The organism is Apibacter sp. HY039 (genome assembly GCF_004023655.1).
Classification (GTDB): Bacteria; Bacteroidota; Bacteroidia; order Flavobacteriales; family Weeksellaceae; genus Apibacter; species Apibacter raozihei.
Map to the genome: position 1 here is coordinate 151,842 of NZ_SAYM01000001.1, position 17,825 is coordinate 169,666.

General features: G+C 33.1%; 15 protein-coding genes. 11 read left to right on the forward strand and 4 right to left on the reverse strand.

Annotation, left to right across the window (positions count from 1 at the left end):
* The first annotated feature begins 14 nt into the window (after window positions 1-14).
* The gene (locus EQ921_RS00735) at window positions 15-1,115 is read left to right on the forward strand and encodes a hypothetical protein (protein WP_128330192.1); all 1,101 of its coding nucleotides are present in this window, start codon (window positions 15-17) and stop codon (window positions 1,113-1,115) included.
* On the opposite strand, the gene truA is transcribed toward EQ921_RS00735, so the two are convergent.
* The gene (truA, locus tag EQ921_RS00740; protein ID WP_128330193.1) at window positions 1,099-1,854 is read right to left on the reverse strand and encodes a tRNA pseudouridine(38-40) synthase TruA; all 756 of its coding nucleotides are present in this window, start codon (window positions 1,852-1,854) and stop codon (window positions 1,099-1,101) included. The genes EQ921_RS00735 and truA overlap by 17 nt on opposite strands.
* 27 nt (window positions 1,855-1,881) lie before the next feature.
* Here truA and EQ921_RS00745 point away from each other — a divergent pair, with 27 nt between their 5' ends.
* The 6 genes from EQ921_RS00745 (at window position 1,882) to EQ921_RS00765 (ending at window position 8,410) form a co-directional block, all read left to right on the forward strand.
* A complete protein-coding gene (locus EQ921_RS00745) occupies window positions 1,882-2,376 on the forward strand; it encodes a metallophosphoesterase (protein WP_128330194.1) in 495 nt (164 codons plus the stop codon).
* 104 nt (window positions 2,377-2,480) lie between these two features.
* Window positions 2,481-2,696, forward strand: coding sequence for a LysM peptidoglycan-binding domain-containing protein (locus EQ921_RS14985; protein WP_128330195.1), 216 nt, complete (start codon window positions 2,481-2,483; stop codon window positions 2,694-2,696).
* Entirely contained in the window at window positions 2,681-3,205 is a 525-nt protein-coding gene (locus EQ921_RS00755; protein ID WP_128330196.1) for a hypothetical protein, read from the forward strand. The genes EQ921_RS14985 and EQ921_RS00755 overlap by 16 nt, the downstream gene beginning before the upstream one ends.
* 3 nt (window positions 3,206-3,208) lie before the next feature.
* Window positions 3,209-3,370, forward strand: coding sequence for a hypothetical protein (locus EQ921_RS14705; protein WP_164875556.1), 162 nt, complete (start codon window positions 3,209-3,211; stop codon window positions 3,368-3,370).
* 243 nt (window positions 3,371-3,613) lie between these two features.
* The gene (locus EQ921_RS00760; RefSeq protein ID WP_128330197.1) at window positions 3,614-5,404 is read left to right on the forward strand and encodes a hypothetical protein; all 1,791 of its coding nucleotides are present in this window, start codon (window positions 3,614-3,616) and stop codon (window positions 5,402-5,404) included.
* 480 nt (window positions 5,405-5,884) lie between these two features.
* A complete protein-coding gene (locus EQ921_RS00765) occupies window positions 5,885-8,410 on the forward strand; it encodes a TonB-dependent receptor domain-containing protein (RefSeq protein WP_128330198.1) in 2,526 nt (841 codons plus the stop codon).
* Window positions 8,411-8,473: 63 nt separating this feature from the next.
* Here the strand turns inward: EQ921_RS00765 and EQ921_RS00770 are convergent, their stop codons facing one another.
* Both EQ921_RS00770 and fbp read right to left on the reverse strand, forming a co-directional pair.
* Window positions 8,474-8,938, reverse strand: coding sequence for a GNAT family N-acetyltransferase (locus EQ921_RS00770; protein WP_128330199.1), 465 nt, complete (start codon window positions 8,936-8,938; stop codon window positions 8,474-8,476).
* A complete protein-coding gene (fbp, locus tag EQ921_RS00775) occupies window positions 8,928-9,935 on the reverse strand; it encodes a class 1 fructose-bisphosphatase (RefSeq protein ID WP_128150211.1) in 1,008 nt (335 codons plus the stop codon). Before fbp ends, EQ921_RS00770 begins: the two co-directional genes overlap by 11 nt.
* A 211-nt stretch (window positions 9,936-10,146) precedes the next feature.
* Between fbp and EQ921_RS00780 the strand changes: the two genes are divergently transcribed.
* From EQ921_RS00780 to pgk, 4 genes are all read left to right on the forward strand, one after another.
* Window positions 10,147-11,391 (forward strand): aspartate kinase, encoded by a 1,245-nt coding sequence (locus EQ921_RS00780; RefSeq protein WP_128330200.1) that lies wholly within the window; start codon window positions 10,147-10,149, stop codon window positions 11,389-11,391.
* A 1-nt stretch (window position 11,392) separates the two neighbouring features.
* On the forward strand, window positions 11,393-13,228 hold the full coding sequence (locus tag EQ921_RS00785) for a lysophospholipid acyltransferase family protein (RefSeq protein ID WP_128150215.1): 1,836 nt from the start codon (window positions 11,393-11,395) through the stop codon (window positions 13,226-13,228).
* A gap of 61 nt (window positions 13,229-13,289) precedes the next feature.
* Complete coding sequence (locus EQ921_RS00790; RefSeq protein ID WP_128330201.1) at window positions 13,290-14,021, forward strand: metallophosphoesterase; 732 nt, start codon at window positions 13,290-13,292, stop codon at window positions 14,019-14,021.
* Between the two features lie 610 nt (window positions 14,022-14,631).
* The gene (gene pgk / locus EQ921_RS00795) at window positions 14,632-15,825 is read left to right on the forward strand and encodes a phosphoglycerate kinase (protein WP_128330202.1); all 1,194 of its coding nucleotides are present in this window, start codon (window positions 14,632-14,634) and stop codon (window positions 15,823-15,825) included.
* Between the two features lie 1,180 nt (window positions 15,826-17,005).
* On the opposite strand, the gene EQ921_RS00800 is transcribed toward pgk, so the two are convergent.
* Complete coding sequence (locus tag EQ921_RS00800) at window positions 17,006-17,821, reverse strand: class I SAM-dependent methyltransferase (protein WP_128330203.1); 816 nt, start codon at window positions 17,819-17,821, stop codon at window positions 17,006-17,008.
* Between the last annotated feature and the right edge of the window lie 4 nt (window positions 17,822-17,825).

The window sequence follows — 17,825 nt, forward strand, 5'->3', positions numbered from 1 at the left end:
ATGCTCAATTCCTCATGCTGAATTATGTTTCTAATTTCTTTCATCTGCCAACCCCTTTATTTCTATTTTATGTGCTCATTTTACCTGCTGTAAATTCTCCGGCCATTGCCCAGCAGGGGTATCGTATTCAGGATTTTTCGGAAGATTTTTATGTCGAAGGAATTTCTTCGGACACTACAAGCTATCGTACGGATTTTTATTGGGAAATATTTTCAAAAGCATCGGGTAAAAAACTTTTTCAAACCGGAGATAAAACCCTAATGGAGAAATTTACATCCCGGCATACTACGAATTTGCATGAAATTTCGAAAAATAATATCCGGCTGCCCCTGAGTATTCAGGAAGATTTTAATTTTGACGGGTATCCGGATTTAGTGGTTTTTGACGATCACCAGTCTGAAGAAGGTTGCTATCATGACGGGGGAACGGTTTATCTTTGGGATAACCATTCCTGGACTAAAAATGAAGAGTTAAGCGAGTTCTATTCGGAAGCTTATTGTTACCGGTCGGGGTATCTAGCGGTGGATCCAGTTACACAGACTTTAATCACCCGCAATAAATATTCCTATAGGGAGGCTATAGATGAAGAGTATGTATGGGAAAATAAAAAGCTGAAAAAAATAAAAACGGTGCTTTACTCTTTTGATGAGTATCCTTTTTACAAAATCGATGAAAAAAGGCTGACCGGATCCGGATGGAAAGAATATACCTATCGCTCGTTGAAAGAAAATGCAGAAAACTATACCGCCTGTCTTTCTTTTGAAGTGGAAAACGGGAAAGGCAGGGTAGTCCTTTTTATATATAAAAATTCTCTTTATTATAGCTTTCTGAATCCCGAATCACAAGTAGATTTTTCCTATCCGGCAGGAGAGAATAAGGTTATACAGCAAAAATTCACCCTGCAACAGGGTCCTCAGTTACACAGCCTTAGCTTCTCCAGCGGAAGCGTAACCTACACAATCTGTGAATCTGATACAAATTCCGGAATCCGTATTCAGCTAAAAGGAAAAGACTATTTCTGGAAAGCGAAGAAGCAGAGCTGGAAAGGATCTTTAAAAAACCTGAAAAGGGGAGATGCGGAAAATTTAGTTTTGATGGCTAGTCCCCGGAAGTAAGAAAGACTTCTTCCGGATATTCTACTTTTACCAGCACCAATCCCTGGGCAGGAGCGGAAGTAGAAGCAAAAGCCCTGTCTTTTTTCTCAATTATTTCCCTGAAATCTCCCAGCGTTCGTTTGCCTCTTCCTACATCGATCAAAGTTCCCGTTATGGCCCGTACCATATTTCGTAAAAAGCGATTGGCAGTAATGATAAAGACCAGTTCGTCTTCATTTTGTTCCCAACGGGCTTCAAAAATAGTACAGTCATTGGTCTTATTGTCAGCGTGAAGCTTGGAAAAGCTGGTAAAATCGGTATATTCAAATAAAATACGAGCCGCCTCATTCATTTTCTGCACCTCCAGATCATAGTAGAGAAACTGGGCATGAAACTTTTGTTTAAAAGGGTTTTTACGTGTGGAAATAAAATACCGGTAGGTACGCCTGAGCGCATCAAATCGGGCATGAGCCTGATCAGCCACCGGAACTATGCGGCGTACCGCAATATCGTCGGGCAGGAAAGAGTTCAGCCTTTTCAGAAAATTAGGCGGAAAAGGATCCGGAAAATTGAAATGGGCATACATATCTGAAGCATGTACGCCAGCGTCGGTTCTTCCGGCACCAATAGTTTTCACCGGCTGCCGCAACAGAGTGGAAAGTGATTTTTCGAGCACTTCCTGAACCGTAAGCTGGCGGGGTTGAATCTGATAGCCCGAATACCCGGTTCCGTCGTAAGAAAATTGAATGAAATACCGCAATTTTATCGTAATTTTACTGCAAAAATAGTGAGAAAAATTCTATTACTCTCCGATACGCATTCATATATGGATGAAAGAATACTGGACTATGCTTCTCAGGCCGATGAAGTGTGGCATGCAGGAGATATCGGAGATCCTAAAGTTTCGGATGCTTTAAAAGAAGCGGCTCCCGTATTCCGTGCCGTCTACGGAAATATCGACGGCACCGAAATACGCAAGGAATTTCCTTTACATCAGCGTTTTTACTGTGAAAAGGTAACCGTCTGGATGACCCACATCGGGGGCTATCCGGGACGTTATGCGCCAAGCATTCGGGAACTTATTCAGAAAAATCCGCCCCGGCTTTTTATCTGCGGCCACTCACATATACTAAAAGTGATGAACGATAAAAAATTACACCTGCTTCATATGAATCCGGGAGCAATAGGCATTTACGGTTTTCATAAGGTTCGTACCATGCTTCGTTTCGAAATTGACGGCAGCCAGATTCTAAATCTGGAAGTGGTTGAGTTTCAGAGGTAGGTTATTTTTTATTTCACTTTCCTCTCATCCAGATAAAAAATCTACACATTTTGTGTATATTTTTTATCCGTTTTTCCTATCTTTGTCCGAATAAAACTCATTGTATGTTAACATACCGTGTACAAAAGGGAGATACGTTGGAAACAGTTGCGAACCGGCTGGGCCTTACGATTTTCGAGCTTCGGAATTACCATAACCTGCATTGCGAACTGTGGCAGCTGATCGGCAGGGAACTGACTCCAAAGATCAACTATATCCTTTATGAACTCCGGGAAAAAAAGGCGGAAAAGAAGGAAATGCCCAAGTGGCCGCCCTGCTGAAAAAGGCCGGTTTTACCACCGTGAAAGGAAACTTTGATGCTGACGGAATCCTGGCTTTTGAAGACAGCCTGCGCTACCATCTGCTGACCAACAAATATTCCGCAAGAGAAAGAATGCTTCACCTCTTTACCCTCGGCCATTACGAACGGCTGGTAGATGGTAAAATTGATCTGAAAATTATGATTAATGGAGAATTTAATAAGGAATTTAATTTTCTAAAAATACAAAATAGTATAGAAGGTAAAGTAGATTTTGATTTAAATGAGGAAGCCGGGCTGAAACTTCGATACGGCACCAGCCCCCAGAAGGGCTTGTTTATGGAGTTGATCCTGATATTTTCCGGGGTTAAAGGAATCTTTTCCGGAAATATTAAAAATGAATCTGATTGGGGTTTACTAGACTTTGATTATTCTCCAAATAAAGGGGAACCTATTCCATTTACCCTGCTGGAGGCAAAAGAATATAGCCTCTGTAAAATATATTTATTTGATCCTAACCCTGAACCCTGAAATATGAAACGCAAACTCATCGCCATGCTGGGAGCCGTATTTTTTACTCTGGCTACCTGCTCACAAAAAAAAGAAGAACCCATGATTATCCAAAATCCCCAAATTAATGCTAAAAATATTGTTGAAAAATTACAACAAGAATCAGTCCCTGAAACATGTACTTAGTCTCTTAATCGAATAATAAAAATAATTAACATTTGTGCATTTTATATGCTAACTGTGTTAATATTTTGGCATTACTTATCGTTATAACAATAAAAAAAAGGATTTCGTTATATTTGCAGCCTGGTTGAAAGCTTTATCTTTCATATCTTTTATCTCATAAAACCCTATTTCACTGATTATTACTTACATATTTTTATTCTCATTCAGGCTAATCCAAAAACGGATATTAACAAATATATATAAATGAAAAAAAAATTTTTACTTTTAATTTTAGGTTTTTTTAGTTTTTTAAGTGCTCAAAAAATTAAAACAGAAAATATAGAATTTATAAAAACTATCCAACCTAAACTAATTAAAACTGAGAGTCCCATAGACATTACTCTAGTTAAAACCTCCTCTTCAGAACAATTAAAAGACTATAATTTAATCAATAGCTATATAACTATTCCCAGCTATATCACAAACAATACCAGTACTCCGAAATACATAGCCGTATTGGACTTTAATTATAAACCTGCTACGACTAAGCTAGGTAAGCTGGGTGCTACCTTAAATGAAATTTATGTAAAATCTAATATTGATGCCACTTTGTATTTGATGTCAAGAGAAAACGGAGTTTTTTATCAAGAACAAATAGAGTTAGCCAATAACTCACAAGATAACTGGAAATGGGAAGAATCGAGAATTCCTGCATCGGGAATCACTACTGTATTAAAAAAGACATTACCGGATGCAGATGCAAGTAAATATTTGCTAAACGGACAGATTAAACCGGAAATTATTTATGAAATCGATAAAAAACAGATTGCACGAATCACGATTCAAGCCTATCAAACCATCAGAGCTGATATGACAGAACAAACGGTAAAAAACAGATTAGAATTTAAATATCTGAAACCGGGAGATACCTTTACATCTGTAGATTTTGATAATGCCTATTCCGAACTGAAAAACCATATTAACCCCATTAATGAAACAAAAATTCTTAGCGCAATTGCAAGTTGGAAAACTGAGAATACTAAAATTACAGATATTAATGACAAAATAAAAAAGAAATATAAAATTGCTATTTTAGAAAATATATTAAATGCTTCTTATATTATTGATGAATATGTTAACTCAGAGGAAATTGCAAACGAACTAAAAAATTTAGATAGTAAGAATGACATTCTTTTCTTCTATGTAAAACAAAAAAACAACTTCACATCTAATAACCAACAAATTAAAGAGTTTAGCTATTCTGCTTTACCTAATCACATAAGTATACCAGAATCCAATAATAATCTTTTTACTTCGTCTAATTCAAATTCTACGAATGAATCTTATGCAAAAATCAACAAACTCAAACCCTATGACACGTGGGATTATAACCCAATTCTTAATCTAAACAATTTTAAGTACCAATTAACCATTTTGAAAGATGAGAGTACTTTGTTTTTAAAATACCAAAATTTCTTAATGGATGAAATACTTTGGTATATGATAAACATTAAAAATAATACCAAACCGCTGCCATCGAAATCTAAAAAAGAGATGGAACCATTTATCGCATTTGCTGAAAAATTAAATGCAGAGTATAAGAACAAACATATATTTAAATTTTCGGATTCTAAAAAAAATACGTTATTAAAAGCCAGGGAATATGTATCCGCTAACTATAACTTAAATGACTTTTTTCAATTTATTCCTTCCATAAATATGGCTGTAAATTCCTATTTTGAAACCAAAAACGAGAATTTGACACGAGTCTTTAACAATACGGTAGATATAAATTCAATAGTTCAATTAAGAAAATTTGTTTATGACAATTTTTACGAAAATCAAAGAATTGAAAAAGAAAAAGAATTAGATGTATATATAGAAGATAAAGCTAAAAACATTCCTACTTATAAGGATCGGGCTTATTTTGAATTTAAAAATTCAATCAATGTTTTGGCTGAAATCAATAATAACAGATTATTATCTGACGAAGAATACAAAAATTACCAAGATTTATTAAAAGTTCTTCTATATAGATTAAATACCTATAAATAGAACCATTACCAAAAAGACATTTATGAAAGGCGGGACGGATAGAATTAATGACACTAAACATTTTCTTCTTTTGCCCGCTTATCATAAATCATAGATTTGCAGTCTTTTAGGGCTTATTACAGCAAATTTCCGTATTTGAACATATTTTGCCTTTAAATTTTTTATAAAAACATTCGATACACCCAAGTACAGATATAAGTTTTTATTTTTGAGTTATTATGATTCTCATAAATAAGCTAAGTTTTAGAGTTTTAAAGAAGCGTTTAACCGCAGTTTTACCATAATAGCTTACTTTAGCAATTACGGAAAAAGATTTAATCCACCTAATTTATATTTTTTTACGTGAGCCATTGACTTATATTTGTAACATTAAGATAGCAATCTATCGTAACATTTGATAAAATAAAACTACTTATCTGGATAAACGGTTTTATTTTTAATAAACCTACATTATAAATAAAAATTTTAGAAATATATACTATGAGATTATTTATTTCCTCATGCTTTATAATGCTTCTACCGGGATCTGTTTTCGCACAGTCGAAAATAGCTTTGGGATTCCGTATCATGGATGCAGAAAAGGCTTGTGAGAGTGACAGCACACAAAAAAACATACTCTTTCAATACGAAGAACCTACCGGATACCAGGACGTAAAGAATTTTATATCCCGTAAATGTTATAATCTTTACCATATATCAAAAATTCCGGGAAAGTTCCGCATATCGGTAAGTTCCGAGGGGTTTGAACCTCAAAGTTTCAGCTTTCTGATTACGGAACAATCACGTGATACGCTGGATTTAGGAGAATATTTCCTGTTCCGGAAAAAAGAGCCCCGGCTTTCCGCCTCGGGGGGTGAAAAAGAACTAGGTACGATAACCGTATCGGGCGTAAGGGAAAAATATGTTTCCGTTGAAGCTAATAAGACGACTTATTCGGTAAAAAACAACGATATGTTGTCGGGAGGCAGCACGGAAGATGCCCTTCGGAAGCTTCCGGGAGTAATTAAGGGTTATGGAGGGGAACTTACGGTAAACGGAAAGTCCATGGCTATTTATATTGATAATTCGCCTACCGGATTATCCGGAGACGACCTGGAAAATCTTTTACAGGGAATTCCGGCCACTTCCATTGAGAAAATTGAAATCATCAACAATCCGGGAGCGGCGTATGAGGCCAATACTTCCGGAGGAATAATCAATATTGTTACCAACGGCAGGGCTCTCAAAGGTATTAATGGAACTGCTTCCTTGAATTACCGCGCCAATAAAACCCAGCGGGTTTCGCCTTCTCTAAGTTTAAATACCCGTATCAACAAGGTAAGCCTTCAACTAAACACCGGTTTTAACTACCGGGAAGGTAAACGCTTATCTACTTACAACCGAGAGTTTACGTATTTTACACCTTCCGTTTTATATAATCAGGAAAATAATGATCAAAGTTATAACCGTTTTTATTTTTTCCGACCATCCGCAAATATTCGTTTCAATAAAAAAAGTAATTTACTGATTAATTATAATTTCAATTACAACGATATTTCAAATTTTAATTCTGCATTGTCTACTTCCAATAACAGCCTTCAAGCGGTAAATCTATTTAACGATTCGCGGATAAAAAATGAGAATACCAATCATGAAATTATAGCCAAATACCGTACGGAACTTGACAGCCTGGGTAAAAACCTTGAAGTTACTGCCTATTATTCTTATTTTGATAAATCTACCCAGAATAAAAGTATCCAGAACAATCTGGGATCGTATTTATATTCTGTGAGTGATATTGCTATGGATTATTCTAATTTTTATGCGAAGGCTAATCTGGAAATTCCTTTAGCTTCTCTGGATACCAAACTGAATATTGGAGGTAAGTACTCAGTAGCCAATTCTACCAGTCGAGGGAAATACAACCTTCTGAACAGCTCAGCAGCAATTATGAATCCTCCGGTATATACGTCCGGTCTTCGATTTAAATATGATGATTCCCAATATGCTTTATATGCAGAAGCCAATAAAAGTATAGGTGATTTTAGCGTTACTGCGGGCTTGCGATATGAAAACCTGGAATATAAAACCTGGGTACGTGAATATAACCAGCATACTAAAAACAGTCTGGAACAGCTCTATCCTTCTATAGGTTTATTATATAAACTTTCCCCTGTGGTTAATTTAAATGCTTCGTATCGTAAGAGTATTTCTCTTCCTTCGTATTCCAGTCTGGATCCGAATATCAGCGGGTATTTTGATGAGTTCAACACTTCTACCGGAAACCAGTATCTGCAACCAGATTACTACGATAACTACGAAGTTTCCGTAAGTGCCTTTAATTACCTGAAACTTAGTTTCCAGTATACGTATTCTAAACAGATTAACATGCTTTCGTATGAAACGGAAGATAATTCGCTGACGGTTAATCAGACAACCCGCACTTATAAGGGAATGAATAATTATAATGTTTCTTTGGGAGTTCCCGTTCCGTTCGGTTTAATTTCCAAAGGCAAAGATTTCTTTAAACAGCCAATGAATATTGACAAAATGAGCTTTGTTTATTTATATGGTATGTATAACTATTACAAAATAAACGATTATCCTTATCTGGATAAGGTGAAACCGCTCTGGTTTTTTGCCTTGTATTCGCAAATTGTTTTACCGTTGGATCTGAAATTAACTGCATTTTATATGTCTAGCACGGACAAGGGATATTTTAGAATATATAAGGCCAATAAGCCATTCAACTATTCGAATATTGAACTTTCCCGTCCGTTTTACAACAAGACCGTGAAGGCCTCGGTAGGAGTAGACAATCTGTTTAATACAAGCCGAATCAGCTCAACCATAGCGAGTACCAATCTGAACACCCATTTTTATCAGCGGGATGATTATCGTATATACTATCTAAAAATATCCTACAATTTCGGAAAGATGCGTCATTTGAAAAAGGAGAATACTTTGATAAACCAGGAAAAAACTACAGATCCTAATTCTTTACTTAGTGTTCCGGAATTAAAATAAGATTGCCTAAATCAATTATAATAAAATTGCGGTTATTTCACTATGAATAACCGCAATTTTTGTTTAGTTTTTCTTACACATTTCTATATGTTCGATTCCATCTTCCAGATAGATATCTCCATCGGTTTCAAATCCGAATTTTTGATAAAAAGGTATGGCGTAACATTGAGCCCCGATACGGATAGGCTGAAACCCGTAAAGCTCATATAAAGATTGAATAGACTTTTCCATCAGAATTTTTCCCATTCCGCTGGAACGCACTTTTTTGCTGGTGATTATCCTGCCTATAGAGGCTTCTGCAAAGGATATTCCGGAACGAAACAATCGAGCATAGGCAACCAGTTCTTCTTGCGAGTATATTAAAAGATGATGAGCAACGAAGTCTTTATTATCCAAATCCTGATACGGGCAATTTTGCTCTACAACAAAAACTTCATTGCGTAATTGCAGTAAACTGTACAATTCACATAAATCTAACTGATTGAATTCTTTTAAAATAAAGGTAAGAGGTCTTGTACTATTTTGCATTTTTCATAAATTCTTCTACTTTATCAACCATATTTTTGGAACCGCAAACAAAAGGTGTTCTTTCATGCAGTTCTGTAGGAGTAAGATCCATAATACGTGTAAAACCGTCACTTGCTTTTCCTCCGGCCTGTTCTGCTAAATAAGCCATGGGGTTGCATTCATATAACAATCTCAATTTTCCTTTGGGTGCATGCGAATACGAGGGATACAGATAGATACCTCCTTTGAGCATATTCCTGTGAAAATCGGCTACTAATGAACCAATGTAACGCGAGGTATAAGGACGATCCTCATTTTCTTCCTGGCAGTATTTTATGTAATCTTTTATTCCTTGCGGAAATTTAATATAGTTTCCTTCGTTAACAGAATAAATTTTGCCTGTTTCGGGGATTTTAATATCCGGATGTGAGAGATAAAAAACACCTAATGCCGGATCAAGGGTAAATCCGTTTACTCCATTACCTGTGGTATATACCAACATGGTGGATGATCCGTAAACTACATATCCGGCAGCTACCTGCTTGTTGCCCGGCTGTAAAAAATCTTCCAGCTGTACGGGTCCTTCCTCCGAAACTCTACGGTAAATGGAAAAGATGGTTCCAACGTTTACATTGACATCTATGTTGGATGATCCGTCGAGGGGATCTATGAGAACCACATATTTGCTTTTGTGTGAATTGGTTCCCGGCTTAACATTGATAAAATCTTCATTTTCTTCAGAGGCTACTCCGCAAACAACCTCCCGGTTATTTAATGCCGCAATGAACACTTCATTAGCAAAAACATCAAGCTTTTGTTGTTCTTCGCCCTGGACATTCTGATTGCCCATAGCCCCGATAATGTCAACCAAACCGGCTTTGTTTACTTCCTGATTGACTACTTTGGCTGCCAGCCGTATAGAACTTAACAGTCTGGATAATTCTCCTGAGGAGTACTGAAAGTCCGCTTGTTTTTCAATGATAAATTCTCCCAGTGTCTGAGGATTAATGGATTTCATTTTTAACTATTTTGATGGTTTTGTTATCTCAAATATATTGATTTTTATCTTTATGCACATCGAATGTGTCTTTTTTATTATATCTTTGTTATTTACTTTTTAACTCTTATTATTATTATATTGATTCACACTATTGTAGTTGGTCCTATGCATGGCATATAGATTTCAGATTTTTATCTGAATATTTCCTTTAAACAAGAATGTTACGAGTATGAAAGTTTATAAGTTCGGAGGTGCTTCGGTGAAGGACGCAGAGAATGTTAGAAATGCCGTAAAAGTGCTTCTTACTGCCGGATATGAGAATACAGTGGTAGTGGTTTCAGCCATGGGTAAAACAACGAATGCTCTGGAAGAAGCGGTTAAACAATATTTCGATTCTAAAGATTACCTAACACAAATCCAAGTTGTTGAAAATAATCACTTGGATATCTGCCGTGAACTTTTTGAAAGTTCTCATCCTATATTTAAGGAAATTCAACTGTTTTTTTCAGATATAATTTCGTTTTTGCGCAAGAATAAATCTCCGAATTATAATTTTGTATACGATCAGGTTGTAAGCTGCGGTGAATTAATTTCTACCAAAATTATCAGTGCTTTTCTGAATTTTTCAGGCATGCCCGCTGTGTGGCTGGATATCCGGGATTATATTAAATCGGATAGTACATACCGGGAAGCCCGCGTAGATTGGGAATTCACATTGAAACAGTTTGAAAGTTTAGACTTTTCCGGGCTTTATATTACACAGGGTTTTATTGCTGCTGATCCTAATTATTTTACAACTACGTTGGGAAGGGAAGGTTCGGATTATACGGCAGCTATACTAGCTTATTGCCTAAATGCAGAAAGTATGACCATCTGGAAAGATGTTCCGGGAGTGATGAATGCAGATCCTCGATTATTCAAGGAAGCCTGTCTTCTGAATTCTCTCTCATATGAAGAAGCTATTGAGCTGGCTTTTTATGGAGCATCGGTCATTCATCCTAAAACCCTGCAACCTCTCAGAAGAAAAGAAATACCTTTTTTTGTACGTTCTTTTATGGAACCGGAAAAGCCTGGTACCTCAATTAAAAAGGGAGTAGCGATAGATCCTTTAGTCCCTTGCTACATAGTTAAAAACCAACAGCATATTGTAAATATTTCATCAAAAGATTTTTCTTTTATGCAGGAAGAAAATTTAAGTTATATCTTTGCCCGTCTTTCTGCTTTAAATATTAAAGTGAATATGATTAGCGTTTCGGCTATATCAGTTTGTTTATGTATTGAAGATAAGTTTCTTACGCTGGATCAGCTAGTAGATAATTTGAAAGAATTCTTTACTTTAGCTGTTACCCGTAATGTAACTTTATATACGATTAGACATTCTGATGCAGATATTAACAATAATTTTATAAAAGGAAAAGTTATATTATCAGAACAAATAGTAAAAGACACCTATCAGGTAGTTGTAAAAGAATAAAATGAGTCTATTTTCTATTCAGGATATACAAAGTGTTTTAAAACTTAATAAATTTGGTTTTATAGGGAAATCGGTTTCCTGGATTCTTATGAGAATGCTGAAACTTGATAAAATCAATAATTTATACGATCAAGTTAAAGATTTACCTACGGGAGAATTTTTAACACAGGCTTTGGAAAAACTAGGTATCCGGTATAATATTCATGAAGAAGATCTGAAAAGAATACCTGAAAAAGGACCTTTTATTCTGGTATGTAATCATCCGCTGGGTGCACTGGACGGAATAATCGTAATGAAAATTCTTTCGGATATTCGTCCGGATTTTAAAATGATGTCTAATTTTTTAATTCAAAGAATAGCTCCTTTAAAAGAAGTGGTTGTTCCGGTTAATCCATTTGAAACAAGAAAAGACAGTTTTGACAGTAAAAAAGGAATTGTTGAAGCCTACCGCCATCTTAAAGAGGGTCATTGCATGGTTATGTTTCCAGCCGGAGAGGTTTCTCATTATAACGCAGAAACTCACGAATATGAAGACAGGGAATGGACTGAAGGTGGACTTCGTTTTATTCAGAAAGCTAAAGTTCCTGTAATTCCCATGTATTTTCATGCAAAAAACAGCCGGCTTTTTTATAAAATGTACCGAATACATCCTGATTTACAGACAGCTATGCTTCCTACTGAAATGGTAAGGAAACGTACCAAACCAATTAAGATAAGAATAGGTAAGCCTATTTCTGTGAAACAACAGGAAGAATATGCCGATTACAAAAGCCTCGGTAATTTTTTAAGGAACAAAGTATATATGCTGAGATCGTTTTATACAATTCCTAAAAACCCGTTTAAAAATGTAAAATTCCTTTCCGTTTCTGCTATGGCTAAATCTGCCAATTTCGGAGAGGCAAAGCCTATTATCAGTGAAACTTCGAAAGATCTTATACTTAAAGAAATTGAACTTTTAAGAGAGTTTGATTGTCAGTTATTTACCAATTATCAATACGAAGTATTTTTTACTAAAGCAGAACGTATCCCCAGCATTTTAAGAGAAATCGGACGGTTACGTGAAATCACTTTCAGAAAAGTAGGAGAGGGGACTAATGAACCTTTTGATTTAGATGAATTTGATCAGTTCTATGATCATTTATTTTTATGGGATAATGAAAAAGAACTTTTAGTGGGTGCTTATCGTATGGGTATGGGCCAGTCTATTTATGAAAACTATGGTATCAATGGTTTTTATACGGCTTCACTTTTTGAATTTGATTCGGAATTATATCCTTTTTTCCGCCGTACTATCGAAATGGGCAGAGCTTTTATTATCAGTGAATTCCAGCAAAAACCACTACCTTTATTTCTATTATGGAGAGGTATTGTTCACGTTTGCCTCAGAAATCCTTATTATAAATATCTGGTAGGAGGGGTAAGCATAAGTAATCAGTTTTCTAATTTTTCCAAATCCATTATGGTGGAATTTATGAGATCGCATTACTTTGACTCTTATGTTGCTCAATATGTACATCCTAAAAATGAATTTAAAGTACGTCTGAACGAAAATGAAAAGGATCTTTTCTTCGAAGCTGCTGATAATGATCTGAATAAGTTTGATAAACTTATTGATGAACTGGAACCAGCTCTTCGACTTCCAGTTCTTATAAAGAAATATTTTAAACAGAATGCTCGGGTTATCGCTTTTAATGTTGATCCTAAATTTAATGATGCTATTGATGGTTTAATGTACATTAGAATCAGTGATTTGCCGGAAAATACTATCAGACCCGTATTGGAAGAACTTCAAAAAGAAATGGAACAGAAAACTCACTCAGCTTCCAAAGAAAAATAATTTTTTGTTTTTATTTTGCTAACTTTATGTATTGCTAAAACTAATAACAGCAATTCATACTATGGGAAGAACTTTAGTTATCGGTGATATTCACGGAGGTTTAAAGGCATTAAAACAGGTATTGGAACGTTCAGGATATTCTTCAGGAGATACGCTTATTTTCTTGGGTGATTATGTTGATGGTTGGAGTGATACACCTTTTCTTATTGATTATTTAATTGAACTTCAAAAATTTTCTCCTTGCATTTTTATTAAAGGTAACCATGATGCTTATCTATTAGATTACTTAAAAAATAAAATTTCAAATCCTAAATGGCTTCTCCATGGAGGTTCTATTAGTGTGAAGAATTATCAGGGTATAGATCAACAAACTATACTCCTGCATATCAAATTTTTAGAAAGCTTAAATCTTTTTCATAGAGATGAAAGTAACCGCCTTTTTATCCATGCTGGTTTTACTCATATGCGAGGAGTTGATCATGAAGATAATCCTGAAAATTTTTATTGGGATCGAACTTTATGGGAAACTGCAGTATGTTTAGATCCTACATTAAAAACCAATTCTGTACTTTATCCTAAGAGATTAACGCTTTACCATGAAATATATATCGGCCATACGCTTACGCTACATATTAATTCGTCAATTCCTACTGTTAAGGCAAATGTTTGTAATATGGATACGGGTGCAGGTTTTTTAGGCAAATTATCGATTCTTGATATTGTTTCTAAAGAGTTTTGGCAAAGTGATTCATTATCAAGCTTATACCCTAATGAAAAAGGTAGAAATACTTGATAATGAGATTGATAATTACTTTGTTAATAACCTTTTCTCAACTTAAAATATATGAAAAAGCTAATTTATATAAAATCAAGTAGTTCTATTTTATCTTAAATTTTTTATTTAATTTAACTTACTACAATTGTAGTATTTAATAAAATATTAACAATATAATTTCAATATTGTTAAGAATTATCAAAAAAATAATTTGTTGAATCAATTATAAATATCTATTGAAAATTATCATTTAAAATCCAAATAAAATTGAAGTTTTTTACTGTCGAATTTTTTTCAGTGTTCTTACATTCTATTAACAATTTCTTTTTAAACATTGAAGTTATTAATATTTTTATTTTATAGTTAATAACTGTATATTTCTTTAATTATCAGTTCTATATAATGATCGATTATTGTTAATAAGTATTACAATAAAATCTGATAAATCAAAATTTAACAGTTATCAACATACTAACAGGGCTATTACTATCATTATTATTCTTTTCTTTCTTTTAAAAAAAATAAATACTATATAATTGTTAAGTGTGGATAAATTTCAGTCTGCAAAATTTCTGTTTTACTTTTTATGAAGTTATCTTTGTAAGAAATAATACATACGTAAAAGATTATGAAAACAGTAAATGATTTTAATTTTAATGGAAAGAAGGCATTGATTCGCGTGGATTTTAATGTTCCTCAGGATGAAAATCTTAAGGTTACTGATAATACAAGGATAGTGTCTGCTAAGCCTACAATTGATAAAATATTAAAGGACGGTGGTTCTGCTATATTAATGACTCACCTGGGAAGACCTAAAGGGGAAGTTAGTGATAAATATTCTTTAAAACATATCGTTGATGAAGTTTCAAAAGTTTTAGGTGTTCCCGTAAAATTTGTTGATAAATGTGTCGGCCCTAAGGCAGAACAGGCTGCTTCTGAATTAAAACCAAGAGAAGTTTTATTACTTGAAAATCTTCGTTTTCATAATGAAGAGGAAAAAGGAGATGCGGAATTTGCTAAAGATTTATCTAAATTAGGTGATATCTATGTGAACGATGCTTTTGGAACTGCTCACAGAGCTCATGCTTCTACGGCTGTAATAGCTCAATATTTCCCTTCAAATAAGTGTTTTGGACTTCTTATGGCAAAAGAGCTGGAAGCTATCCAAAAAGTCCTAAAAACTGGCGAAAAACCGGTTACTGCTATTTTGGGTGGTTCTAAGGTTTCTTCAAAGATTACTATTATTGAAAATATTCTTCCTGTTGTAGATAATTTGATTATCGGGGGAGGAATGACTTACACTTTTATAAAAGCTCAAGGAGGAAGTATTGGAAACTCTATTTGCGAAGATGATAAATTAGATCTTGCTTTGGATATTCTTAAAAAAGCTCAGGAACAAAATGTTAAAGTTTATATTCCTGAAGATTCAGTAGTTGCCAATGATTTCTCTAATGATGCTGATATTCAGATAGTTGATACAAAATCCATCCCGGATGGATGGGAAGGTCTGGATGTTGGACCTAAAACGGTTAAAACTTTTTCTGAAGTAATTAAGGCTTCGAAAACCATTTTATGGAATGGTCCTTTAGGTGTGTTTGAAATGCCTAATTTTGCGAAAGGTACTAAAGCTATTGGTGATGCTATTGGTGAAGCTACTAAAAATGGAGCTTTTTCTTTAGTGGGTGGTGGTGATAGTGTTGCTTTTGTAAAGCAAAATAATTATACTGATAAAGTAAGTTATGTTTCAACCGGTGGAGGTGCTATGCTTGAGTCTCTTGAGGGAAAAGAACTTCCTGGTGTTGCTGCTGTTTTAAATGATTAATAATCACTAATTTATTATAAAAAAAAGGATAGTTTAATAATTATCCCTTTTTTTTTTATTTTTGTATTAAAAATTTACTACATGAAAAAAATTATTAAATTTAATAATCCTGAATATCTTTTGCTTTTCTTTTTAGCTTTTCTTTATTATGTTTTCGTTCTTTCTGAAAATCATTCAAGTTTAGATTTTAATTATCAATATTTCTTATACGATTATCACTTTGGCTTTATTAAAAGAGCTTTAATAGGTTCAATTCTTAATTTTATATTTCCAAATTTGAGTGAATCTATTTTTATTAATTTATCAATTGTGATTTTATTTATTTTTGGATTTTATATTGTAAAACTTATTGATAATATAAATTTTAAAAACGCTTTTTTTGGTTATTTTTTAGTAGCCTTATTAGTAATAAGCCCAGCCTTGCTTAAAAACTTTTGGTTTGATTTAGGTAGATTAGATATTTTTGGTGCTTTTTTTTGTTTATTTTTTTTATTACCAGTAAGAAAAAGTATACTAAATATTTTTTTATTATTATCTCCATTGGTACTTTTTATTCATGAAGGATTTTTTTTACTTTGGATTCCTTCATACTATATCTGTTGGTTAATAAGAAATAATATAATTATTAATAAGTTTATTATTGTTTATTCTTGTTTTTTTATTTTATTAACTTTTTTAACTCTATTTGGTATTAGTTATTTTGGAAAATTAAATGTGACATTTGATGTTTTTCAGTCTTATATAAATTCTAAAACTGAAACAGTTCTTTTTTTAGATAGTACAGTTTTAACTGATAAATTATATGATCAGATTATCTCATCTTTAATATCAAATTTTACTCATATTAAATTTTGGTTTTTAGGATTAGCAAATTTATTTTCAATTGTTTACATTGGTAAGATTTTTTTAAAAATAGTTAGTGCTAGTTTTAGAAAATATAAAATCATTTTTTTACCTTTAATTTTAACATTTTTTATGTTTTTTTTAGGTTGTGATGCTTTAAGATGGTTTTCAAATATGTGTTTTTCTTTTTATATTCTATTAATTTGTATTATGATATCCAATAAGAATAATTTGCATGAAGATAATGTTTCTAAAAATGATTTGTACTTTTTAATTTTTATACTTTTAGTACTTTTACCTTTCAAAAATTTAGGTTTATTGTGGTATTAATTTTAAATCAGTTATTTAATATATAAATGACTGAAGAATAATTTCCATCTTTCATACCTTTTAAATTTGATATTGTTCCTATAAAAGGGAATCTTAATATTCCTAATGGATTATGAGCATAATTTTCACTAATTAGTGAAATATAAAAACTATCAAAGGGTAGGGGGTATGTATGAAGAACATTTAAACCGTTTTGAGTAAAGAAATTAATAGCACCTTTTTTTCCATAATGAAATAAATGTCTGGGAACATCCCAGGCTGCCCAATTTTCTTTATAAAATTTTGCATCATAAGATTCAAAATTAGGTACAGCTATTATTAAAATACCTTCTTTATTTAGTTTACTTTTTAGTTTTAGAATAATTTCTTCAGGATTTGGTATATGTTCAAGAACATGCCATAAAGTTATAATGTCGTAAGAGTTTGAATTGATTGAATCAATATTATCGAAAATATGTTGTTTACCAATTTTTACTTCAGCATTTAATTTAGCTTTTATATTAGGTTCATATCCTTCAACTCTAAAGTTATTCTTTTTTATAAAATTTAAAAATGAACCATCTCCACAACCGTAATCTAATATTTTACCTTCTGATTTATATTTTGATATAATTTTTAATTTATAATTTTCATTTAATTTTTGTATAAATTGATAAATCTTAGATTTTAAATTATTTTTTTTCGAGTGAGATAAATAATCGTCACTATCGTAGTATTTATCTAAATTGTCAGGAATATTTTTTGTTTGTAATACTCCTTTATATTTATCTGATTTATTTATTTCGAAAATTTCTTTTGTTAGAAAATGATCTTTTACTTTCATATAT